We start from the raw sequence: 20,969 nt of genomic DNA, 5'->3' as shown, positions 1-20,969 counted from the left end.
CAGCCCCATGAACCGAGTCTCCATCCAAGCCGTATCACGCGTTTTCGAGGGCCGAAAGGGCCAGCGCACACAGGCCTTGCTGCCGGTCGATTTTGAAGTGCGCGACAACGACTTCGTCACCATCCTCGGCCCCTCGGGCTGCGGCAAGTCCACCCTGCTGCGCATCGTGGCGGGGCTGGACCACGCCACCAGCGGCCGCGTTCTGCTCGACGGCGTTCCGGTCGAAGGCCCTGGTGCAGACCGCGGCATGGTGTTCCAGAGCTACACGCTGTTTCCCTGGCTCACCATCGAGCAGAACATCCGTTTCGGCCTGCGCGAGCGGGGCATGCCCGAGGCTCAGCAGAAAGAGCGCGCGGCGTATTTCATCGCGAAGGTGGGCCTGCGCGGCTTCGAGCAGCACTTTCCAAAGCAGCTTTCTGGCGGCATGCAGCAGCGCACTGCCATTGCGCGCGCGCTGGCCAACGACCCCAAGATCCTGCTGATGGACGAGCCCTTCGGCGCGCTCGACAACCAGACCCGCGTGCTCATGCAGGAGCTGCTGCTGGGCATCTGGGAGGCCGAGCGCAAGACGGTGCTCTTCGTCACGCACGACATCGACGAAGCCATCTTCATGGCCAACCGCGTGGCGGTGTTCAGCGCCCGGCCCGGTCGCATCAAGACCGAGCTGGCCGTAGACCTGCCGCACCCGCGCCACTACACCATCAAGACCAGCCCCGAGTTCATGGACCTGAAAGCGCGCCTCACAGAAGAGATCCGCGCCGAGTCCATGGCAGCCGACCTGCATTGAAGCCCACACTGCCCGCCACCATGAGCGCACGCACCGCCCGTAAGCCCACCGCCGCCCAGCCCCGTAGCGCCACGCCTGCCAAGGCCTTGGCCGCCGCGGCGGCGCCCGCGCAGGCCATGGCGCTGTACGAGCAGGTCAAGGACCATATCGCCCGCAAGATCCAGGAAGGCATCTGGCGTGCGGGCGACCGCCTGCCATCCGAGAACGAGCTGGTCACCCAGTTCGGCATCTCGCGCATGACGGTGAATCGCGCGCTGCGCGAGCTGGTGGAGCAGGGCCGCATCGTGCGCGTGGCCGGTGTGGGCAGCTTTGTGGCCGAAGACAAGCCACAGTCCACGCTGCTGCAGATCGCCAACCTGGCCAGCGAAATCCGCCAGCGCGGGCATGACTACCGTTGCGATGTGTTGGCGGTTGAGCGCACTTCTGCCACGCTGGAAGTAGCTGCCGCGCTGGACCTGCGCACCGGCGAGTCGGTGTTCCACTCGCTGTGCATCCACCGCGAGGATGGCCTGCCCGTGCAACTGGAAGATCGTTACGTGAACCCGCGCCAGGTGCCTGAGTTCGCCGCGCAGGACTTCACGCAACTGCAGCCGTCCGAATACCTGGTGCGCAACGTGCCGTTCGACCAGATCGAGCATGTGGTGGATGCCGTCATGCCCACGGCAGAGCAGGCTGCGCTGCTGGAAATGCCAGTGCAGGAGCCCTGCCTTTTGCTCACGCGCCGCACCTGGGCACGCGGCGTGCCCATCACCGTGGTGCGCTGCCTGCACCCTGCCACCCGCTACCGCCTGGGCAGCCGCTTCCGGGCAGATGGAAACCCCGTCGCGTGATGCGCGAGACGGCCTGAACACCTTTTTTTGCTTGCGCCTACTTGTATATACAGGACAGTCCCATGACACCCAAATCCATGTCTTCACTCACCTTGCACCCCGGCCACGTCACGCTGGCAGAACTGCGGCGTATCTATGCCGCGCCTGTGCCGCTGGTGCTGGACCCATCGGCGCGCGCAGGCATGCTGCAGTCGCTGGCCACCGTGCAGCGCATCGTCGATGAAGACTCGGTGGTCTACGGCATCAACACCGGTTTTGGCAAGCTGGCCAGCACCAAGATTGCGCATGAGCGCCTAGCCGAGTTGCAACGCAACCTGGTGCTGTCGCACAGCGTGGGCACCGGCGATGCGCTGGCAGACGACGTGGTGCGCCTCATCCTGGCGACCAAAGCTATCAGCCTGGCACGCGGCCACTCGGGCATCCGCCCCGAGATCGTGGATGCGCTGCTGGCCATGGCCAACGCCAGCGTGCTGCCCGTGATCCCGGCCAAGGGATCGGTGGGTGCATCGGGCGACCTGGCGCCGCTGGCGCACCTGGCCTGCGTGCTGATCGGGGAGGGCTACGCCAAGGTGAACGGCGCCGTGGTGTCGGGCGCAGAAGCCATGCGGTCCATCGGCCTGCAACCCTTCGTGCTGGGCCCCAAGGAAGGGCTGGCGCTGCTCAATGGCACGCAGGTGTCCACCTCGCTGGCGCTGGCGGGGCTGTTTGGGGCCGAAAACGTGTTCGCCGCCGCACTGGTGGCGGGCTGCCTGTCGCTCGAAGCGATCAAGGGCTCGGTCAAGCCGTTTGACGCGCGCATCCACGAGGCGCGTGGCCAAGCCGGGCAGATTGCTGTGGCGGCTGCCGTGCGCGCGCTGCTCGATGGCAGCGCCATCGACACCTCGCACCCGAACTGCGGCCGCGTGCAGGACCCGTATTCGATCCGCTGCGTGCCGCAAGTGATGGGCGCGTGCCTCGACAACCTGCACCACGCCGCGCGCGTGCTCACCATTGAGGCGAACGCTGCGTCGGACAACCCTTTGGTTTTTGACAATGGCGACGTGATCTCCGGCGGCAACTTCCACGCCGAGCCCGTGGCCTTTGTGGCTGACATCATTGCGCTGGCTGTCGCAGAGATCGGGGCGATCTCCGAGCGGCGTCTGTCGCTGCTGCTCGACCCCGGCCTCTCGGGCCTGCCGGCTTTCCTGATCCGCGACAGCGGCGTGAACTCGGGTTTCATGATTGCGCAGGTGACCGCCGCCGCGCTCGCGGCCGAGAACCAGTGTCTGGCCAATCCCAGCAGCGTGACCAGCCTGCCCACATCGGCCAACCAGGAAGACCATGTGTCGATGGCCACCTACGGCGCGCGCCGCCTTGGCGACATGGTGCGCAACGCGGCCGTGATGGTCGGCATCGAGGCCATGGCCGCCGCCCAGGGCATGGACTTCGACCGAAGGCCTGTCGCCCCCACGCTCGGCACTGGCGTGTCCTCGCTGCCCCCCGAGGGGGCGCAGCCAGCCTTGGGGCGGCCCGGCGGCTGGCTGGAATCGTCCCCCCTCATCGAAGAGCAGTTCGCTGCCATCCGCCAGCGCGTGGCCTACCTGGAGCAAGACCGCTACCTCGCCCCCGACATTGAAGCTATGCGCGAATGGGCGCAGCAGGCTGCCTGGCCTGCAGCACTCACGCAGTGCCTGCCCAGCTACGCCTGATCTTTTCCACGCACACCCACTGATTCACAGGAGCCCACCATGAACGCCAACGACGCCATCATTGCCGCCGCCACAGCTTCCGCACGCACCGACCCCCGCCACGACCCCACGCGCGTCATCCGCGCACCCCGCGGCAACCAGCTCACCTGCAAGAGCTGGCTCACCGAAGCGGCCTACCGCATGATCCAGAACAACCTCGACCCCGAGGTGGCCGAGCGTCCGCAGGACCTGGTGGTGTACGGTGGCATCGGCCGCGCCGCGCGCAACTGGGAATGCTTTGACCAGATCCTTGCATCGCTCAAGGACCTGAACGACGACGAAACCCTGCTCATCCAGTCGGGCAAGCCCGTGGGCGTGTTCAAGACCCACACCAACGCGCCGCGCGTGCTGCTGGCCAACAGCAACCTGGTGCCCAAGTGGGCCAACTGGGAACACTTCAGCGAGCTGGACCAAAAGGGCCTGTTCATGTACGGCCAGATGACAGCAGGAAGCTGGATCTACATCGGCACGCAAGGCATCGTGCAAGGCACCTACGAGACCTTTGCCGAGGCCGGTCGCAAGCACTTTGGCGGCTCGCTCGAAGGGCGCTGGATTTTGACTGCAGGCCTGGGCGGCATGGGCGGCGCGCAGCCACTCGCGGCCACGTTTGCCGGTGCGGTGTCGCTCAATATCGAATGCCAGCAAGCCAGCATCGACTTCCGCCTGCGCACGCGCTACGTGGACAAGCAGGCGCGCGACATCGACCACGCGTTTGAACTCATCCAGCAGCACACGGCAGCCAAAGAGGCCGTATCCATCGCGCTGCTGGGCAATGCTGCCGAAGTGCTGCCCGAGCTGGTGCGCCGTGCGAAAGCAGGGGGCCTGAAGCCCGACCTGGTCACCGACCAGACCTCGGCCCACGACTTGGTCAACGGCTACCTGCCCGCAGGCTGGACGGTGGCGCAGTGGCGCGCCGCGCAGCAGGATGTGACGCAGCACGAGGTGCTGAAAAAGGCCGCCGCCAGATCGTGCGCCGCGCATGTGCAGGCCATGCTCGACTTCCAGCACATGGGTATCCCGGTGGTGGACTACGGCAACAACATCCGCCAGGTGGCGTTTGACGAAGGCGTGAAGGACGCGTTTGACTTCCCGGGCTTTGTGCCCGCGTACATCCGCCCGCTGTTCTGCGAAGGCAAGGGCCCGTTCCGCTGGGTGGCCCTGTCGGGTGACCCCGAAGACATCCGCAAGACCGACGCCAAGATCAAGGAGCTGTTCCCCGAGAACAAGCACGTGCACCGCTGGCTCGACATGGCGGGCGAGCGCATTGCCTTCCAGGGCCTGCCCGCGCGCATCTGCTGGCTGGGCCTGGGCGAGCGGCACATTGCCGGCCTGGCCTTCAACGAGATGGTGAAAAACGGCGAACTCAAGGCCCCCATCGTCATCGGCCGCGACCACCTGGATACCGGCAGCGTGGCCAGCCCCAACCGCGAAACCGAAGCCATGAAGGACGGCACCGATGCCGTGAGCGACTGGCCGCTGCTCAATGCGCTGCTCAACACCGCCGGTGGCGCTACCTGGGTCAGCCTGCACCACGGCGGTGGCGTGGGCATGGGCTACTCGCAGCACTCGGGCATGGTGATCGTGGCCGATGGCACCGATGCCGCAGCGGCGCGGCTGGCGAACGTGCTGGTGAACGACTGCGGCAGCGGCGTGATGCGCCATGCCGACGCTGGCTACGAGCTTGCGCAGGAGACGGCCCGCAAGCAGGGCCTGAAACTGCCCATGCTGGCCGGCAAGTAGCAGGTCGCACGCACGCGCAGGCACCCATTGCACCCACCAGGCGACCTTGGTCATGGCAACAACCAACACGTTTCGCGGCGCGCCCGACCAGGCAAGGCAACGCCGTCAAGCCGCAGGCTGGCCTGCACTGCGCGGCACGCCCGCTCCCGACGATGACGTGCAGTGGTTTGACCTGCGCAACGTGCCTGCCATGCCGTGGAAGAACGGCGGCGGCAGTACGCGCGAGCTGGTCTGCTGGCCGCCTGGCGCAGACACCAGTGGGTTTGACTGGCGCGTGAGCGTGGCCAGCATCGCGGCAGCGGGGCCGTTTTCGGTGTTTGCGGGCGTGGACCGGCACATCATGCTGCTCGATGGCGACGGAGTGCACCTGGCCCAGCCGGTGGACGACAGCGACGCCCAGGTGCCTGGCGACATGCCAGGCAGCATTGCGCATTCGCTGCACCAGCGGTGGCAGCCGTTTGCGTTTGCAGGCGATGTACCCATCGACTGCACGATGCTGGGTGGCCCCTCGACCGACTTCAATCTGATGCTGCGGCGTGGACGCTGCGATGGCGGTGTGCAGGTGCTGCGCGAGGCCTGCGCGGCAGGCCCCGATGGCGCCGGGTTGTGCATGGTGCTGCAAGGCCAGTGGGCGGTGCTGGGTGGCGAGCGGTCGTATGTGCTGGGGGCAGGGCAGGGCCTGTGGTGGCCCGGCCCGGTGGCTGCGCGGTCGCTGGAACCGCTGGTGGCCATGGGTCATGCCCATCCGGCTGCCAGCCCCTTCACGCCCGATGCGCGCCCGGCGCTGGTCCGGGTGTCGGTCAGGGAGGCCGTTTTTGGCTAAAAATGGCCGGTAGTCCATGATTTGATTGCACCTGTTGCTATAAAAAACATAGTTGTTCCCATGACCCACACCCCCACGAATTCGCCGCATGGCCAGGCGGAAGCCGCCCACATGCCAACCCTCGTCCAGGCCAGCGCCGACGGGGTCTGGCAAGGCGTCGTGCCTGCAGCGGGCCTGTGCATGCCCGACGTCCCGTTGCCGGATGGCGCAAGCGCCAGCATCGTGGTGCAGCAGGGGCAGGTGCTGTGGGTCGGGCCGTGCGAAGCGGTGCCAGCCCGGTGGCAGGCGCTGCCGCGCTGGCAGGCGGCGGGCGCGCTGGCCACGCCCGGGCTGGTGGACTGCCACACGCATCTGGTCTACGGCGGGCAGCGCGCCAACGAGTTTGCGATGCGCCTGGCAGGTGCCACGTATGAAGAGGTGGCCAAGGCGGGTGGGGGCATCGTCTCATCGGTGCGCGCCACGCGCGACGCAACGGAAGAGGAACTTTTTGCGCTGGCTGCGCCGCGCCTCCAGGCGCTGCTGGACGAAGGTGTGTGTGCCATCGAGATCAAGTCCGGCTACGGCCTGGCGCTGGAGCACGAACGCAAGCAGCTGCGCGTGGCGCGCCGCCTGGGCGAGGCGTTTGGCGTGACGGTGCGCACCACATTTCTGGGCGCACACGCGCTGCCGCCCGAATATGCGGGCCGCAGCGGCGACTACACCGATCTGGTCTGCAATACCATGCTGCCCGCACTGGCCGCGGAGGGGCTGGTGGATGCGGTGGACGTGTTCTGCGAACGCATTGCTTTCACGCTGGCCGAAACCGAGCAGGTGTTCCAGGCGGCGCAACGCCTGGGCATCCCCGTCAAGCTGCATGCCGAGCAGCTGTCGGACATGGGCGGCGCCGCGCTGGCCGCACGCTATGGCGCGCTGTCGTGCGATCACATCGAGCACCTGTCGGCCGACGGCATCGCTGCCATGCAGGCCGCTGGCACCGTGGCCGTGTTGCTGCCCGGTGCCTACTACACGCTGCGCGACACACAGCTGCCGCCGATAGCCGCACTGCGCGCTGCGGGCGTGCCCATGGCCGTGTCTACCGATCACAACCCGGGCACGTCGCCCGCGCTCAGCCTGCTGCTCATGGCCAACATGGCCTGCACGCTCTTCCGCCTGACGGTACCCGAGGCGCTGGCGGGCATCACCATCCACGCTGCCCGCGCGCTGGGCCTGCAGGAATCGCACGGCTTGATCGCTGCGGGCCGGCCTGCCAACTTCGTGCTGTGGCCGATGGCTGAAGCGGCCGAGCTGGCGTACTGGCTGGGCCAAAAGCCTGCCTGCACCATCGTGCGGCAGGGGCGGTTGGTGGCGAACGGGCTGGGTGTAGCCGTTACCGGAGCAACCCATGGCGCATGACGCAATGACCGCTGCCGACAGCACCCGCGGCCTCTTCGCAGCCGATGCGCTGCTGCCCACCGGCTGGGCGCGCAATGTGCTGGTGCAGTGGGATGGGGCAGGGCGCATCACCCGCGTCGTGCCCGGTGCCGCGGCACCGGCTGGCGTGGCGCACGCCGCAGGGCCGTTGCTGCCGGGCATGCCCAACCTGCACTCGCATGCCTTCCAGCGCGCGTTTGCGGGCCTCACCGAATACCGGGGCGAGGCGCAGGACAGCTTCTGGAGCTGGCGCAACCTGATGTACCGATTTGCCCAGCGCATCACCCCCGAGGCGCTGGAGGCCATCGCGACCTGGCTCTACCTCGAGATGCTGGAGGCGGGCTACACCTCGGTGTGCGAGTTCCACTACGTGCACCACGACACCGATGGCCGCCCCTACGCAGACGACGCCACGCTGTCGCTGGCCTTGCTGCGTGCCGCGCACACGGCGGGCATCCACATCACGCTGCTGCCGGTGCTTTACCAGACCAGCGGCTTTGGTGCGAAGCCGCCGCGTGCCGATCAGGCCCGCTTCATCCGCAGCACGGACGGGATGCTATCGTTATTGGAGCGGCTTACGCCGGTCTGTCAAGCGCAGCAGGCCATTCTGGGCATGGCCCCGCACTCGCTGCGCGCCGTACCGCCCGACAGCTTGGCTGCTGCCCTGCAGGGCCTGTCTGCCCTGAACTCGCGGGCCCCCATCCACATCCATATTGCCGAGCAGACGCAGGAGGTTCAGGATTGCATCGCCTGGAGCGGCCACCGCCCCGTGCAATGGCTGCTGGAGCACGCGCCGGTAGATGCGCGCTGGTGCCTGGTGCACGCCACCCACATGACGCCTGCCGAATACACTGCCGCAGCCGCCACTGGCGCGGTGGCAGGCATCTGCCCCACCACCGAGGCCAACCTGGGCGACGGCATTTTCGACATGCCGCTGTGGCTGCAGCACGGCGGGCGCTGGGGCGTGGGCTCGGACAGCCATGCCTGCGTCAACGCGGCCGAAGAGCTGCTGATGCTGGAATACGGCCAGCGCCTGTCGCGCCGCCAGCGCAATGTGCTGGCCACGCACGCGCAGCCCGAAGTGGCCACCGCCATGACGCTGCAGGCCGCGCAGGGTGGGGCGCAAGCATCGGGGCGGCTCGAGGATGGCGGGGCGGCGGGCATTGCCGTGGGCCAGTCCGCTGACTGGGTAGTGCTGGATGCGCAGCACGTGGCCCTGCGCGGCCTGCCCGCGCCCGGCATGCTCTCGGCCCATGTGTTTGCCAGCCACCGCACGTCGGCCATCGGCAGCGTGTGGGTGGGCGGAATACGCCGTGTGGCCCAGGGCCGCCATGTGCTGCACGATGGTGCGGCGAATGCCTTTGTTGCGGCGCGCGCCGCCACCATTGCAGAAGATTGATTGCCCCCTCTCCGGATAGCACCCAGCAGATGACCCACACTCCGCCGCCTCCCTTTCTGTTCCACCAGGGCACCGAGCCCTTGCTCATCTCCATGCCCCACGCTGGCACCTACGTGCCCCCGGCACTGGCTGCGCGGTTCACGCCCGAGGCCCGCCAGGTGCCGGATACCGACTGGCACATGGAAAGGCTGTACGCCTTTGCCAGGGACATGGGCGCATCCATGCTGGTGGCCACGCATTCACGCTACGTGGTGGACCTGAACCGCCCGCCCGATGGCGCCAGCCTCTACCCCGGCCAGAGCGTCACCGGCCTGTGCCCCGTCGATACGTTTGACGACACCCCCATCTACACAGCAGGCGATGTGCCGGATGAAGCCGAGATCGCTACCCGGCGCGACGCCGTGTGGGCGCCGTACCACGCGCAACTGCGCGCTGAGCTCGACCGCATCCGCTCCAAACACGGTGTGGCCGTGCTGTGGGATGCGCACTCGATCCGCTCGGTGCTGCCGCGGTTCTTTGAAGGCAAGCTGCCCGACCTGAACCTCGGCACGGCCAACGGAGAGAGCTGCGATCCGGCCCTGGCGCAGGAGCTGCTGGCTATTGCCGGGTCTGCACGGGGGTATACGGCCGTGCTCAACGGCAGGTTCAAGGGCGGCCATATCACCCGCCACTACGGCCAGCCAGGGCAGGGCGTGCACGCCGTGCAGCTGGAGATGACGCAGTGCAGCTATATGCAGGAGGCCCTGCCTTTTGACTACCTGCCCGATGTTGCCAGCCGGGTGCAGCCGCATCTGCAGAAAATGCTGGCCGCGGCGCTGGCGTTCGCCCGGCTGCGCGGCGGCCAGTACTGGCAACAGACTGCACGGGACGTGTAAAAGGCATCGTCATACCGGTAATGCGCAACGTGCGGGTGCTAACATCCATCCTGTGGCCGCAATGGCCGGCGGTGAAGCACTCACCAGTGACAGTCAGCGGAAGGAGCCGCTCATCCCCATGGAAACAGCGGCCACCCACTACTACATGCCCCATTACAAGGCGGGAGCCTCAGTGCGCTGGGGTCAGCGCGATGAAACCATCAGTCATGTTGTGGTGCGGCGCTACGCGCTGACGGTCTATCTGGTAGGCCACGACGCACCGGTCATGCCTGAATCGCTGCAGCTCGCACCCACGGCCTTCCGGCTCACGCGCGCTCCCGAGGCGGGCTGAAAGCGGGTACAGCCGGGCCCTCCCGCCCGTGCGTTTTTTCTCTGACGGCGCTGTGCTGCGGCGCGTCACCAGTCCTCAACGCATGGCCATGGCTTCGCCCAGCCGGATCGGCCGGGCAGGTGCCCAATGCGGATTGAAGCGCAGCGGCCCTTGTGGGAACAGCATCACCACCGTGGAGCCCAGCAGAAAGCGCCCCATTTCATCACCCTGCTGCAGGCTGACCTGGCCGGGCGCGTAGTCCCATTGCCGCTGCCGGCCGGTGCGCGGCGGGTTTACCAGGCCGTGCCACACCGTGGCCATGCTACCCACGATGGTGGCGCCTACCAGCACCAGCACAAACGGGCCATGGGCGCTGTCAAACGCACACACCACGCGCTCGTTGCGGGCAAACAGCCCGGGCACGCCGCGCGCGGTAAGCGGATTCACGGAAAACAGGTCGCCCGGCACATGCACCATGCGCGTGAGCGTGCCGGCGCAGGGCATGTGAATGCGGTGGTAGTCGCGCGGGCTGAGGTAGAGCGTGGCAAAGTGCCCGTTCTCGAACTGCGCGGCCAGCGCGGCGTCGCCACCGACCAGCGCGGTGGTCGAGTAGGTATGTCCCTTGGCCTGGAAGATCTGGTCGTGCGCAATGGGGCCGAACTGGCTGATGGCGCCGTCCACCGGGCAGATCAGGTCGGCTGCTTCCAGCGGGCGTGCGCCGGGTTTCAGGGCGCGGGTGAAGAAATCGTTGAACGAGGTGTACGCGCCAATGTCGGGGTTGGCCGCTTCGTCCATGTTGACGTTGTAGCGCGCCACAAAACGGCGGATGGCGGCGGTGGTCAGGCCTCCCAGCCGGGCCGATGCCAGCTTGCCTGCCAGCACGGTCATCGCCTGCTTGGGCATCAGGTATTGCGGCAAAACTGCCAGACGATCAGACAAGGGCAACCTCTCGGGGACGAAAGCGGTGGATTCTATCGGTGGGTGGCGCAGGCGCGGTGCGGGTGCACCCCGCATTCCGCTGTCAGACGCCGAGGTGCTGTTCGAGCAGGCCCGGCTCGTCCTGCAGCGCCTGGGATGTGCCTTCAAACACCACCTGGCCCTTGACGAGGATGACGTTGCGGTCGGTGATCTGGGTGACGTGCTTCCAGTTCTTGTCCACGATCACGCTGCTGATACCGCTTTCCTTGATGAGGCTGCAGATGCGCCAGATCTCGCGGGCGATCAGCGGTGCCAGGCCTTCGGTGGCTTCGTCGAGGATGAGCACGTCGGGGTTGGTCATCAGCGCGCGGCCAATGGTCAGCATTTGCTGCTCGCCGCCGCTGAGCTGCTGGCCGCCATGCCCCAGGCGCTCTTTCAGCCGCGGAAAGGTCTCCATCACACGGTCAAAGGTCCAGTCTTCGCCGCGGGCTGTGGCGCCAGCGGCATCGCGCGCCCGGCGGGGCCGTGCGGCCATCACCAGGTTCTCGCGCACGCTCAGGTTGCCGAAGATGCCGCGGCCCTCGGGCACGTAGGCAATGCCCAGACGGGCCACCTCGTAGGGCGGGCGCCCTGTCATGTCGCGGCCGGCGACGCGCACCGTGCCGCTGGCCGGTTTCACCAGGCCCACCAGGGTTTTGAGCAGCGTGCTCTTGCCCATGCCGTTGCGGCCCATCAGGCCAATGGTTTCACCGTGGCCGATGCGGAAGTCCACCCCGTGCAGGATGTGGCTGGGGCCGTAGTAGGTGTGGAGCCCGCGGGCGTCGATCCACGGTTCACTCATCGCCATGCCTCGCTGCGGCCCGGGCCGGCCGGGACGCTGATGGTGTTGGTTTCGCCTTGGGCCATGTCAGTGGTCCTCGCCCAGGTAGGCCGCCTGGACGGCGGCGTTGGCACGCACGTCGGGCGGCGCACCGTGGGCAATGACTTCCCCGTTGACCATCACCGTGAGCTGGTCGGCCAAGGCAAATACGGCGTCCATGTCGTGTTCGACCAGCATGATGGCGTGGGCTGGCTTGATGCGCAGGAGCAGGTCGACCATGCGCTCGGCCTCCGCCACGCCCATGCCTGCCAGGGGTTCGTCCAGCAGCACCACAGAGGGCTCGGTGGCCAGCGTCATGGCAATCTCCAGCTGGCGCTGCTCGCCGTGGCTCATGGCCCCGGCAATCGATCTATAACGGTTTTTCAGGCCGGAAAGCTCGATAGCCCTCTCCAATCTTGCCCTTGTTGCTATGTTATGAATAGCATCCATGCGTGTGCTCGACAGCCATCGCAGCGGGTTCCAGGGCTGCTGTGGTTCCCGCGACTGGGCCGCCAGGCGCACGTTCTCGTGCACCGTCAGGGGCATGAAGATATTGGTCTTCTGGTAGCTGCGTCCCAGCCCCTGCCGGGAGATGCGCTCGGGCGTCCAGCCGGTCACGTCGGTCGTACCCAGCGTGATGTTGCCTGCCGTAGGGGGCAGGTCGCCAGACAGCAGATTGGTCAGCGTGGATTTGCCCGCGCCGTTGGGGCCGATGACCGCGTGAATCCTGCCGCGGTGCAGGTCCACAGAGACTCCATTGACGGCGGCCAGCCCGCCAAAGCGCTTGGTCAGGCCGCGTGCAGACAGAAGCAGGTCATGCATGGGGGTGATCCTCGCGCTCGGGCATGGGGCGCTTGCCGCCGCGCAGCTGCGCCACAATGCCCAGCAGCCCCCTCGGCGCGGCAAGTACCACCAGCACGATGAAGCCGCCCATCAGCAGCTGCCAGTGCTTGGTGATGTCCTTGAAGACGTGCAGCAGGTATTCGAATGCAAACGCGCCCACGATGGCTCCGGCAAAGTTGCCCATGCCGCCGAGGATGATCATCATGATGGCGTGGGCGCTCATGTGAAAACCCATCAGCTCGGGGTTGACGTAGCCGGTCTGCGCACCCCACAGATAGCCCGCCAGACCGGCCAGCGCGCCTGCCAGCGTGAAGGCCGTAAGCTTGTATCCCCGGGTGCCGAACCCCATGGCGCGCATGCGGTGCTCGTTGATGCGAATACCGGACAGCGCCCGGCCCAGCGGGCTCCAGAGCATGCGCCGCAGCAGCGCATACACCCCCAGCATGAGCACCAGGGTGAAGTAATAAAACGTCTTGCGGCCTTCCAGGTCGAACGGGAGCCAGCCGAACACGCTGGCATCGGGCCTGAAGTTGATGTAGATGCCGTCGGAGCCGCCCAGCGCCTTGTTGTCGAAGAACAGGTAGAACACCATCTGCGCGAACGCCAGTGTCACCATGATGAAGTAGATGCCATGCGTGCGCACCACGAAGAATCCGATGATGAAGGCCACCAGCCCCGATCCGAGCACGGCCAGAGGCAGCGTCCACCACAGGCTGACCGGTGCGTCGGCTGGCGTCATGAAGGCCAGCGCGTAGCCCGCCACGCCAAAGTAGGCGGCATGCCCCAGCGAGACCAGCCCGGTCACGCCCTGCAGCAGATCCAGGCTCATCGCGAAGATGCCCATGATCATCATCCGCGTGACCATCTGAACGTAAAAGTCGCTGCCGACCAGCGGAAACAGCACCAGCGCTGTAGCGCCCAGCGCCAGCACAAACTGCACGCTGCGGGGCAGCACTTCGAGGTGGGCGCGGGGCGTGCTCATTGCTTGAAAAGACCTTCAGGTTTCCAGAGCAGCACGGCTGCCATCAGCATGTACACCAGCATCCCGGAGACAGAAGGCAGCAGCACCTTGCCGAAGGTGTCGACCAGCCCGACGAGCAGTGCCGCGATCAGCGCGCCCCTCACCGAGCCGATGCCGCCGATCACCACCACCACGAAGCACATGATGAGCACCGAAGAGCCCATGTTGGGGTACACGCTGGACACGGGTGCGGCCACCATGCCCGCTACCGCGGCCAAGCCCACGCCCAGGGCAAACACCACGGCATGCAGCAGCTTGATGTTGACGCCCAGTGATTCGGCCATGCTCCGGTTGAACGCCCCGGCGCGGATCTTCATGCCCAGCCGCGTCTTGGAAATGAGCAGGTACAGCCCCACCGCCAGCGCGATGCAAACGCCGGAGATGAACAGGCGGTACACGGGGTAGGAGAGCGTGTCTGTCAGTGCAATGGACCAGTCCAGCGCCTGCGGGATCGGAACGCCATGCACATCGTCCCCCCACAGCATGGAGCGCAGCTCTTCAAAGATGTAGATCAGCCCGAAGGTCAGCAGCACCTGGTCCAGATGATCGCGGTGGTAGAAGTGGCGGAACAGCAGCCATTCAAGCGCCAGGCCGAACACCACGGCCAGCACTGTGCCCACAACGATCGCCGCCGCCAGGCTGCCCAGCTGGGCCGACAGCGAATACGCCAGGTAGGCGCCCAGCATGTAGAAGCTGCCATGGGCGAGGTTGACCACCCCCATGATGCCGAAGATCAGCGTGAGCCCGGCCGCCAGCATGAACAGCAGCAACCCGTACTGCACGCTGTTGAGCAGCTGGATGAGGAAGGTGGCAAAGTCCATGGGGGCAGGGTGTAGCGGGGCGCGGGCGCTGCTGCCGGCGTCAGGCCGCGCGGCGCGTGGCCAGCAGCAGAGAGCCCATCAAGGCGAAGAGCCCGCCCGATACGCGGTTGAACCAGCGCATGCGGTTGCCGTGGCGCAGTGCGGGTGCCAGGCGCGCCACGCCTGCGGCGCACAGACCGAGCACGGTGAATTCAAAGGTCACGAAGGTACTGGCCAGCACGGCAAATTGCGGCGCCCACGCAGCCGAAGGGTCGAGGAACTGCGGGAAGAAGGCGGTGAAAAAGAGAATGGCCTTGGGGTTGCTGCCACCTACCACCAGCCCCTGGGCAAAGAGCTTGCGTGCGCTGGTGGACACTGGCGCGTTGATGCCACCGGCGGGCAGCTGGTCGAACACCGAGCCCGTGCTGCGGAACGTCTTCACGCCCAGCCAGATCAGGTAGGCCGCTCCCGCTGCCTTCAGCACCCAGAAAGCCGTTTCAGACGCAGCCAGCAGTGCGCCCAGGCCCAGCGCAGACAGCAGCATGGTACCCAGCACCGCAGTGACGCTGCCAGCCGCTGCGGCGAGGGCCTTGCGCGGACCGTGCTGCAGCGAGCAGGTCATGCACATCAGCATGGTGGGCCCGGGGGAGAGCACCAGCAGCGCGACGGCGCCGAGGTAGAGCAGGTAGGTACTGAGTGTCATGAAGCACGAAAAATGAGACAAGGGCCGTCAAGCGGGAACGCAAACGGGCAGCAGGCGCATCCATCTGCAGGCCGCTGGTCAACACCAGCAATCCGTGGCAGATTGTGAATGCCCCGGCGGCCCTTCGGCCCAACCGTTGGGTGGTGAACGTTCCTCGGAGGCCCGTGTCAGGCCATGCGGCAACCGGCACCGCTGTCGGCCAGCGCCTTGGCGGCCACGCCGATCACCTTGTTTTCCTTGTTCTCGACCCTGCGCAGATAGATGTCCTGCACCGGGTTGTGGGCCTTGCTCATCGTCCACTTGCCGCGGGGGCTGTCGATGGTGGCGCCTTCCATAGCCTTGTACAGGGCCGCTTTCGACGAAAGATCGCCCTTGACGGCATTGGCGCCCTGTACGAGCAGCAGACCGGTATCGTAACCCTGCACGGCATACACGTCGGGCTGGCTGCGGAAGGTCTTGGCGTATTCCAGGCGGAACTGCTTGTTGCGGGGCGTGTCCAGCGAGTCGCTGTAGTGCATGGTGGTGATGATGCCGTCGGCAGCGGGGCCGGCGGCGTCCAGCACGCCCTCAGTCAAAAAGCCGGAGCCGTACAGCGGAATCTTGTCCTTGAGGCCCGCCGCAGCGTAGTCGCGGATGAACTTGGCAGCGCCGCCACCGGCAAAGAAGCAGGCCACGGCATCGGGCTTGATGGCGGCGATCTCGGTGAGCAGCGCCTGAAACTCCACGTTGGGAAACGGCAGACCCAGTTCCTTGACGATGGTGCCGCCCGCGGCCGTGTAGCTCTGCTTGAAGCCTTCAAAGGCCTCGTCGCCCGCCGCGTACTTCCACGTGATCCAGACGGCCTTTTTGTGGCCTTTCTCGACCATGGCCTTGCCCAGCGCGAGTGTGGGCTGGGAATTGCTGAACGACGTACGGAACACGTTGGGGGCGCACAGCGCGCGGGTGGCGGCGTGCACACCGGCGTTGGGGATCAGGTTCAGGACTCCGGTGTCCCGGGCGACCTTCTGGATGCCCATCTGAACGCCTGAATGTACGGTGCCGATCAGCACGTCCACCTTGTCGCGCTGCACGAGCTTGCTGGCGTTCTCGACGCCCTTGCTGGGTTCGGATTCATCGTCGACCTTGAACCACTCGATCTCGCGCCCGCCCAGCTTGCCGCCCTGCTGATCGATGGCCAGCCGTACGCCGTTTTCAATGGCAACGCCCAGTTGGGCAAACGTGCCGGTGTAAGGCAGCATGAAGCCCACGCGCACCTTGTTGCTCTGGGCCCGCACGATGGAGGGCAGCAGCAGCCCGGTGGATGCAGCGCCCACAAGGGCTGCGCTTCGGCTGATGACAAGGCGGCGTGAGGTCATGGAGAGGCTCCTTTGTTTAGGCTTAAAGTAATTTACTCCATGGTCCCTAGCCTGCAAACCTATGGCTTACCCGGATCGGCTGCTTGCAGGGGGCGTCTCGCACGCTGTTACGTACTGGCCGCGCCGTGTGCAGCATGGGGCGATGTTGCGCGCCACAATTGCGGTGAGCGTCTTTTTTTGCATGGCTGCAGCCCACCCGATGCGGGCGCGCCTGACGGCTCTGTGACTCCACACTGTGCAGCGGCCCGTTTGCTTGCTGGATCGCTCTCACATTGCGGCTGCTTTGCCAGGCCTGCTTCTCCCGTTTTTTGCCGATGTCGTCTCCGTCTGACCGTCCGCCATCTTCTGCACCGCCTGCGTCCCATCCGGGAGTGATGCCTGCTTCGCGCACCGCCGCACTGTTGCAGTGGCTGAAAAACTTTTGGCCATCTCCGCTCGGTATTGACCGGGCCGAGCGCGTGCGATTTGTGGCGGGTGCAGTCTTCGGGGTGCTGGTTACCGCGGGCCTGGGGCGCTGGTGGGCGGGGCATGGGGTGGGTGGGCCCTGGCTGGTGGCGTCACTCGGTGCCAGCGCGGTACTGGTGTTCGGCATGCCTTCGAGTCCCTTGGCTCAGCCGTGGCCTGTGCTTGGGGGAAGTGCGCTGTCGGCGCTGGTGGGTGCTGCCTGCGCTGCACTGATCCCCGACCCGGCGCTTGCTGGCGCTGTGGCTGTGGGGCTGGCCGTGGCGTTGATGGTGCCGTTAAGGTGCCTTCATCCCCCGGGCGGCGCCATGGCGCTGTACATGGTGTTGACGGCGTCGGACGGGTTGCACCTGCCGGGGCTATCGGTGCTTCTGAATCTGCTGGTGCTGCTGGCTGTGGCGGTGGTCTACAACGGGCTGACGGGGCGGCGCTACCCGCATCCGCAGCGCAGGGAAAAACGTGCAGGCGCGCAGGCCGGGGCCTTTGCCGCCTCGGATGTGGATGCTGCCCTCGCGCACTACAACCAGGTGCTCGACATCAGCCGCGCAGATCTGGAGGGACTGCTGCACCTGGCCGGACGTGCTGCATTCCAGCGCACACTGGGCGACATCCGCTGTGCACAGATCATGTCCACCCCGCCGCTGGCCGTGGCCGCTGACGCCTCGCTCAAGGACGCCTGGGCTTTGATGCGTGCGCAGCAGATCAAGGCGCTGCCGGTGGTGGATGCCAGCATGGTGGTGCTTGGCATCGTCACGGTTGCCGACTTCATGCGCCTTGCCAATCTGGATGTCCATGAGGGCCTGGGCCAACGGCTCAAGACACTGGTACTGGGGCGCAGTGGACAGCCCAGTACGGTCGGCGCCATCATGTCCAGTCCGGTGCAGGTGGCGCAGGTCGGCCAGCATGCCATGGACCTGGTGCCGCTTTTCTCACAGGGTGGGCACCACCATGTGCCTATCGTGGATGGCGATCACCGGTTACTGGGCGTGATCACCCAGAGCGACCTGATGCGCACTTTGGCCCGTGCCCTCCAGGTACCGGGCGAGGTCGGTTCACGGCCGGCTGCGGCGGGGACTGCCGCCCCGCCTGGGGCTCTGCCAGCCGCGGATAGGCAAAAAGGGTAGGGCGCGGTACAATCGACAGGCTTTGCACAGCGCTTGCCTGTCCATTGACGCCGGCTTTCCCGGCCACCTGCCTGATCTGCGCCACGGGTGCAGCGAACCCCACCGCCCGCAACGCCCCGTGTGTCGAGCAAGCATCGACCACGCGGAGACCTTCATGGCGGCGTTCCCCGGCGGTCAGCCGCAGATCACCGAATATTTGTATTGAAGAGATAAACATGGCCAAAGAAGAACTTATCGAAATGCAGGGCTCCGTCACGGAAGTGCTGCCCGACTCGCGCTTTCGCGTCACCCTGGACAACGGTCACCAGCTGATCGCCTACACGGGCGGCAAGATGCGCAAGCACCACATCCGCATCTTGGCGGGCGACAAGGTGTCTCTGGAAATGTCGCCTTACGATTTGAGCAAGGGCCGGATCACTTTCCGCCACCTCGCCGGTCGTGGCCCAGGCCCATCGTCCAATCGTTGATCCTTTTTTGCCGGCCCGATGTGGCCGGTTGACACGGCAGGTGGCTCGGCCTGCGGTGTCCCGTCAGCATGGTTGCCTGCCCGATCCGCTAAAAAATTCAAAAAAGCGTGCATCGAGCCAGAAACCACCGATTTGCCGGGTTAGAATACGAGCTGTCGGAGCGTAGCGCAGCCTGGTAGCGCATCTGCTTTGGGAGCAGAGGGTCGCGAGTTCGAATCCCGCCGCTCCGACCATTGTTTGAAAGCCCTGCAGCATCATGCTGCAGGGCTTTTTTCATGGCCGTTGTGGTGGTGAGGCTCGGCATCTGCTGTGCGCGCGGCGGCTCGGAGTGTTCGATACCATGGCGCCTGTCCAAGGTCTGTCCGTCAATCTCCCCAATCGCTGCCGATGGCCAACACTCCCGCGTTCCTGGCGCGCTCACCGCGCTTTGTCACGGCGCCTTCGTCAACCAACCAGCGTTACCCTGCTGTGGATGCGCTGCGGGGGCTGGCCATGGTGTGGATGACGGTCTTCCACTTCTGCTTTGACCTTAGCCACTTCGGGCTGTGGCCCCAGAATTTCCGGGTCGATCCGTTGTGGACAACGCAGCGCACGCTCATCGTGAGTCTGTTCCTTTTTTGTGCGGGGCTGGGTCAGGCGATTGCGCTTCACCAAGGCCAGGGCTGGTCGCGGTTTGGACGCCGGTGGCTCCAGATTGCAGGCTGCGCGTTGCTGGTCACGGCAGGCTCGCTCGTCATGTTCCCCGGCAGCTATATCTACTTCGGGGTGCTGCATGGGATGGCCATCATGCTTCTGGTGGCCCGCGTTACCGCAGGCTGGGGACGCTGGCTGTGGCTGGCCGGGCTCGTGGCGCTGTCGCTTCCTGTGCTGTTCCAGCAGGCGCTACCCATGGTTTGGCCTGAAGCGGCGAGTGCATTCAACAGCCGGGCACTGAACTGGCTGGGGCTGGTCACGCGCAAGCCGTTCACCGAGGATTACGTGCCTGTGTTCCCCTGGCTCGGCGTGCTGTGGTGGGGGCTGGCCTGCGGGCAGTGGTTGCTGTCCGCGCACCCGCATGTCCTCCAGTCCCGGTTACCGACCAGCCTGGCTCCGCTTGCCGCGCTGGGCCGTTGGAGCCTGACCTATTACATGCTTCACCAGCCCGTCATGATTGGCCTTCTGACGGCTGCGATGTGGGTGGGTAGTCGCTGAGGGGTGCTTGGTCGCGTTGATCCTTCGCGTCAGGGCACGAGAGCCCAGGAGCTTCGCGCGCCATCGGCTGCGTTCTCCTCAGCCCCCCCGTCAGCAGACTGCAGCGCTTGCGTGGGTACGCACCAAGCAAAACGCGGCCAAAAGGCCGCGTTGTTGCGAGAGGTTGCACGCGCCCTGTGGCACGTGCACCCACCCGTGATTACTCGACCTTGGCCTTGGCGCGCAGGTCTTCCTGGAACTTGGCCAGCTTTTGCTGCTGCAGCTGCTGTGCCACCTGAGGCTTGACTTCGTCAAGCTTAGGCAGCTCGGCCTGGCGCACGTCGTCCAGGCGGATCACGTGCCAGCCAAACTGGCTCTTCACGGGAGCGTCGGTCATCTTGCCCTTTTCGAGCTTGACGAGCGCCTCGGTGAATTCGGTCACGTAGCTCGATGGGCTGGCCCAGTCCAGGTCACCACCCTTGGCGCCAGAGCCTGGGTCCTTCGATTGCTTCTTGGCGATGTCTTCAAACTTGCCGCCCTTCTTGATCGACGCAATGATCGCCTTGGCGTCGGCTTCCTTCTCGACCAGGATGTGGCTGGCCTTGTATTCCTTGCCGCTGTTGGCCGCCACGAACTTGTCGTATTCAGCCTGGATTTCGGCGTCGGTCACGGGGTTCTTCTTCTGGAAGTCCATGAACAGTTCGCGGATCAGGATGGTCTGGCGGGCCAGGTCCATTTGCGTCTTGTAGTCAGGCGACGCTTCGAGGCCGCGCTTTTGCGCTTCCTGCATGAATACTTCGCGCGCGATGACTTCTTCCTTGATCTGGCCTTCGATATCGGGCGTGACCGGACGGCCCGAGCGCTCGACCTGCTGCTTGAGGGCTTCGACACGTTCCTTGGGCACGGCCTTGCCGTTCACGATGGCGACGTTCTGGGCGGACACGGGCAGGGCCAACGTGCCCAGCACGGCAGCGGCCACGAGGCCGGACAGGAGCTGTTTCTTCATGCGGAATCCAAAAAATGAGGAGTGTGTTTTGCCAGCTGAACGCCGGCAAGCGGGGAGATGCAGGCCGGGTCAGAGAACTTCAATGGCCAGGGCGTGTACGCCCCCGTCAATAAATTCTTGCAGGGCATCATACACAAGGCGATGCTGGGCTACCCGGCGCTGTCCTGTAAACAAAGGTGACGCTATGCGCACTCTGAAATGGGTGCCAAAGCCGGTGCCGTTGGCGCCGACATGGCCTGCGTGGTCTGCGCTTTCGTCGAGCACCTCCAGGGTGGAAGGCGTCAGGCGCTGGGCCAGCGCATCGTGCATCTGCTGCGCAAGGGATGGGGTGGTTGTCATG

Annotated in this window: 21 protein-coding genes and 1 tRNA gene; 13 read left to right on the top strand and 9 right to left on the bottom strand. The window is 65.9% G+C overall.

What is annotated here, in order from left to right:
- Positions 1–7: 7 nt before the first annotated feature.
- The 9 genes from ACTPOI_RS21520 to ACTPOI_RS21480 all read left to right on the top strand — a co-directional run bounded on the left by ACTPOI_RS21520 (position 8) and on the right by ACTPOI_RS21480 (position 9,922).
- Entirely contained in the window at positions 8–787 is a 780-nt protein-coding gene (locus tag ACTPOI_RS21520; RefSeq protein WP_440112552.1) for an ABC transporter ATP-binding protein, read from the top strand.
- A gap of 20 nt (positions 788–807) precedes the next feature.
- Positions 808–1,617, top strand: a complete 810-nt coding sequence (gene hutC / locus ACTPOI_RS21515; RefSeq protein WP_440112550.1) for a histidine utilization repressor — start codon at positions 808–810, stop codon at positions 1,615–1,617.
- Positions 1,618–1,679: 62 nt separating this feature from the next.
- Complete coding sequence (gene hutH, locus ACTPOI_RS21510) at positions 1,680–3,305, top strand: histidine ammonia-lyase (protein WP_440112548.1); 1,626 nt, start codon at positions 1,680–1,682, stop codon at positions 3,303–3,305.
- A 39-nt stretch (positions 3,306–3,344) separates the two neighbouring features.
- Entirely contained in the window at positions 3,345–5,084 is a 1,740-nt protein-coding gene (gene hutU / locus ACTPOI_RS21505; RefSeq protein WP_440112546.1) for a urocanate hydratase, read from the top strand.
- 157 nt (positions 5,085–5,241) lie between these two features.
- Positions 5,242–5,907, top strand: a complete 666-nt coding sequence (locus ACTPOI_RS21500; protein ID WP_440112729.1) for a HutD/Ves family protein — start codon at positions 5,242–5,244, stop codon at positions 5,905–5,907.
- Positions 5,908–6,018: 111 nt separating this feature from the next.
- A complete protein-coding gene (hutI, locus tag ACTPOI_RS21495) occupies positions 6,019–7,299 on the top strand; it encodes an imidazolonepropionase (RefSeq protein WP_440112727.1) in 1,281 nt (426 codons plus the stop codon).
- A gap of 4 nt (positions 7,300–7,303) precedes the next feature.
- Complete coding sequence (locus ACTPOI_RS21490) at positions 7,304–8,716, top strand: formimidoylglutamate deiminase (protein ID WP_440112725.1); 1,413 nt, start codon at positions 7,304–7,306, stop codon at positions 8,714–8,716.
- 29 nt (positions 8,717–8,745) lie between these two features.
- Positions 8,746–9,591 (top strand): N-formylglutamate deformylase, encoded by an 846-nt coding sequence (gene hutG / locus ACTPOI_RS21485; protein ID WP_440112544.1) that lies wholly within the window; start codon positions 8,746–8,748, stop codon positions 9,589–9,591.
- Positions 9,592–9,709: 118 nt separating this feature from the next.
- The gene (locus ACTPOI_RS21480; RefSeq protein ID WP_440112542.1) at positions 9,710–9,922 is read left to right on the top strand and encodes a hypothetical protein; all 213 of its coding nucleotides are present in this window, start codon (positions 9,710–9,712) and stop codon (positions 9,920–9,922) included.
- A 75-nt stretch (positions 9,923–9,997) separates the two neighbouring features.
- Here ACTPOI_RS21480 and asd read toward each other — a convergent pair whose 3' ends face one another.
- The 7 genes from asd to ACTPOI_RS21445 all read right to left on the bottom strand — a co-directional run bounded on the left by asd (position 9,998) and on the right by ACTPOI_RS21445 (position 16,400).
- Positions 9,998–10,840, bottom strand: a complete 843-nt coding sequence (asd, locus tag ACTPOI_RS21475) for an archaetidylserine decarboxylase (RefSeq protein ID WP_440112540.1) — start codon at positions 10,838–10,840, stop codon at positions 9,998–10,000.
- A gap of 82 nt (positions 10,841–10,922) precedes the next feature.
- Positions 10,923–11,660, bottom strand: a complete 738-nt coding sequence (locus ACTPOI_RS21470; RefSeq protein WP_440112538.1) for an ABC transporter ATP-binding protein — start codon at positions 11,658–11,660, stop codon at positions 10,923–10,925.
- Positions 11,661–11,726: 66 nt separating this feature from the next.
- Positions 11,727–12,500 (bottom strand): ABC transporter ATP-binding protein, encoded by a 774-nt coding sequence (locus ACTPOI_RS21465; RefSeq protein WP_440112536.1) that lies wholly within the window; start codon positions 12,498–12,500, stop codon positions 11,727–11,729.
- On the bottom strand, positions 12,493–13,503 hold the full coding sequence (locus ACTPOI_RS21460; RefSeq protein WP_440112534.1) for a branched-chain amino acid ABC transporter permease: 1,011 nt from the start codon (positions 13,501–13,503) through the stop codon (positions 12,493–12,495). Before ACTPOI_RS21460 ends, ACTPOI_RS21465 begins: the two co-directional genes overlap by 8 nt.
- Positions 13,500–14,363: a branched-chain amino acid ABC transporter permease gene (locus ACTPOI_RS21455; RefSeq protein ID WP_440112532.1), complete on the bottom strand. Its 864-nt coding sequence runs from the start codon at positions 14,361–14,363 to the stop codon at positions 13,500–13,502. The genes ACTPOI_RS21460 and ACTPOI_RS21455 overlap by 4 nt, the downstream gene beginning before the upstream one ends.
- 40 nt (positions 14,364–14,403) lie before the next feature.
- The gene (locus ACTPOI_RS21450; RefSeq protein WP_440112530.1) at positions 14,404–15,045 is read right to left on the bottom strand and encodes a LysE family translocator; all 642 of its coding nucleotides are present in this window, start codon (positions 15,043–15,045) and stop codon (positions 14,404–14,406) included.
- A 167-nt stretch (positions 15,046–15,212) separates the two neighbouring features.
- Positions 15,213–16,400, bottom strand: a complete 1,188-nt coding sequence (locus ACTPOI_RS21445; protein ID WP_440112528.1) for an ABC transporter substrate-binding protein — start codon at positions 16,398–16,400, stop codon at positions 15,213–15,215.
- A 374-nt stretch (positions 16,401–16,774) separates the two neighbouring features.
- Between ACTPOI_RS21445 and ACTPOI_RS21440 the strand changes: the two genes are divergently transcribed.
- From ACTPOI_RS21440 to ACTPOI_RS21425, 4 genes are all read left to right on the top strand, one after another.
- Entirely contained in the window at positions 16,775–17,986 is a 1,212-nt protein-coding gene (locus ACTPOI_RS21440) for an HPP family protein (protein WP_440112526.1), read from the top strand.
- Between the two features lie 215 nt (positions 17,987–18,201).
- The gene (gene infA, locus ACTPOI_RS21435) at positions 18,202–18,453 is read left to right on the top strand and encodes a translation initiation factor IF-1 (protein WP_440112524.1); all 252 of its coding nucleotides are present in this window, start codon (positions 18,202–18,204) and stop codon (positions 18,451–18,453) included.
- Positions 18,454–18,609: 156 nt separating this feature from the next.
- A tRNA-Pro gene (locus ACTPOI_RS21430) sits at positions 18,610–18,686 on the top strand.
- A gap of 175 nt (positions 18,687–18,861) precedes the next feature.
- On the top strand, positions 18,862–19,644 hold the full coding sequence (locus tag ACTPOI_RS21425; RefSeq protein WP_440112723.1) for a DUF1624 domain-containing protein: 783 nt from the start codon (positions 18,862–18,864) through the stop codon (positions 19,642–19,644).
- A 199-nt stretch (positions 19,645–19,843) separates the two neighbouring features.
- On the opposite strand, the gene ACTPOI_RS21420 is transcribed toward ACTPOI_RS21425, so the two are convergent.
- Together ACTPOI_RS21420 and ACTPOI_RS21415 are read right to left on the bottom strand one after the other, a co-directional pair.
- A complete protein-coding gene (locus ACTPOI_RS21420) occupies positions 19,844–20,629 on the bottom strand; it encodes a foldase protein PrsA (RefSeq protein WP_440112522.1) in 786 nt (261 codons plus the stop codon).
- A gap of 69 nt (positions 20,630–20,698) precedes the next feature.
- Entirely contained in the window at positions 20,699–20,968 is a 270-nt protein-coding gene (locus tag ACTPOI_RS21415) for a BolA family protein (protein WP_440112520.1), read from the bottom strand.
- Position 20,969: the final 1 nt, after the last annotated feature.

Source organism: Acidovorax sp. BL-A-41-H1, assembly GCF_051942715.1.
The sequence above is the reverse complement of the archived record's forward strand: the minus strand, read 5'-3'. Positions and strand labels throughout refer to the sequence as shown.

What these genes read in the sequence shown, in the direction of transcription:
- ACTPOI_RS21520 (WP_440112552.1), top strand. Translation starts at nt 8, where the DNA reads ATGAACCGAGTCTCCATCCAAGCCGTATCACGCGTTTTCGAGGGCCGA.
- hutC (WP_440112550.1), top strand. Translation starts at nt 808, where the DNA reads ATGAGCGCACGCACCGCCCGTAAGCCCACCGCCGCCCAGCCCCGTAGC.
- hutH (WP_440112548.1), top strand. Translation starts at nt 1,680, where the DNA reads ATGACACCCAAATCCATGTCTTCACTCACCTTGCACCCCGGCCACGTC.
- hutU (WP_440112546.1), top strand. Translation starts at nt 3,345, where the DNA reads ATGAACGCCAACGACGCCATCATTGCCGCCGCCACAGCTTCCGCACGC.
- hutI (WP_440112727.1), top strand. Translation starts at nt 6,019, where the DNA reads ATGCCAACCCTCGTCCAGGCCAGCGCCGACGGGGTCTGGCAAGGCGTC.
- ACTPOI_RS21490 (WP_440112725.1), top strand. Translation starts at nt 7,304, where the DNA reads ATGACCGCTGCCGACAGCACCCGCGGCCTCTTCGCAGCCGATGCGCTG.
- hutG (WP_440112544.1), top strand. Translation starts at nt 8,746, where the DNA reads ATGACCCACACTCCGCCGCCTCCCTTTCTGTTCCACCAGGGCACCGAG.
- ACTPOI_RS21480 (WP_440112542.1), top strand. Translation starts at nt 9,710, where the DNA reads ATGGAAACAGCGGCCACCCACTACTACATGCCCCATTACAAGGCGGGA.
- ACTPOI_RS21470 (WP_440112538.1), bottom strand. Translation starts at nt 11,660, where the DNA reads ATGAGTGAACCGTGGATCGACGCCCGCGGGCTCCACACCTACTACGGC.
- ACTPOI_RS21465 (WP_440112536.1), bottom strand. Translation starts at nt 12,500, where the DNA reads ATGCATGACCTGCTTCTGTCTGCACGCGGCCTGACCAAGCGCTTTGGC.
- ACTPOI_RS21460 (WP_440112534.1), bottom strand. Translation starts at nt 13,503, where the DNA reads ATGAGCACGCCCCGCGCCCACCTCGAAGTGCTGCCCCGCAGCGTGCAG.
- ACTPOI_RS21455 (WP_440112532.1), bottom strand. Translation starts at nt 14,363, where the DNA reads ATGGACTTTGCCACCTTCCTCATCCAGCTGCTCAACAGCGTGCAGTAC.
- ACTPOI_RS21450 (WP_440112530.1), bottom strand. Translation starts at nt 15,045, where the DNA reads ATGACACTCAGTACCTACCTGCTCTACCTCGGCGCCGTCGCGCTGCTG.
- ACTPOI_RS21445 (WP_440112528.1), bottom strand. Translation starts at nt 16,400, where the DNA reads ATGACCTCACGCCGCCTTGTCATCAGCCGAAGCGCAGCCCTTGTGGGC.
- ACTPOI_RS21440 (WP_440112526.1), top strand. Translation starts at nt 16,775, where the DNA reads ATGCCTGCTTCGCGCACCGCCGCACTGTTGCAGTGGCTGAAAAACTTT.
- infA (WP_440112524.1), top strand. Translation starts at nt 18,202, where the DNA reads ATGGCCAAAGAAGAACTTATCGAAATGCAGGGCTCCGTCACGGAAGTG.
- ACTPOI_RS21420 (WP_440112522.1), bottom strand. Translation starts at nt 20,629, where the DNA reads ATGAAGAAACAGCTCCTGTCCGGCCTCGTGGCCGCTGCCGTGCTGGGC.
- ACTPOI_RS21415 (WP_440112520.1), bottom strand. Translation starts at nt 20,968, where the DNA reads ATGACAACCACCCCATCCCTTGCGCAGCAGATGCACGATGCGCTGGCC.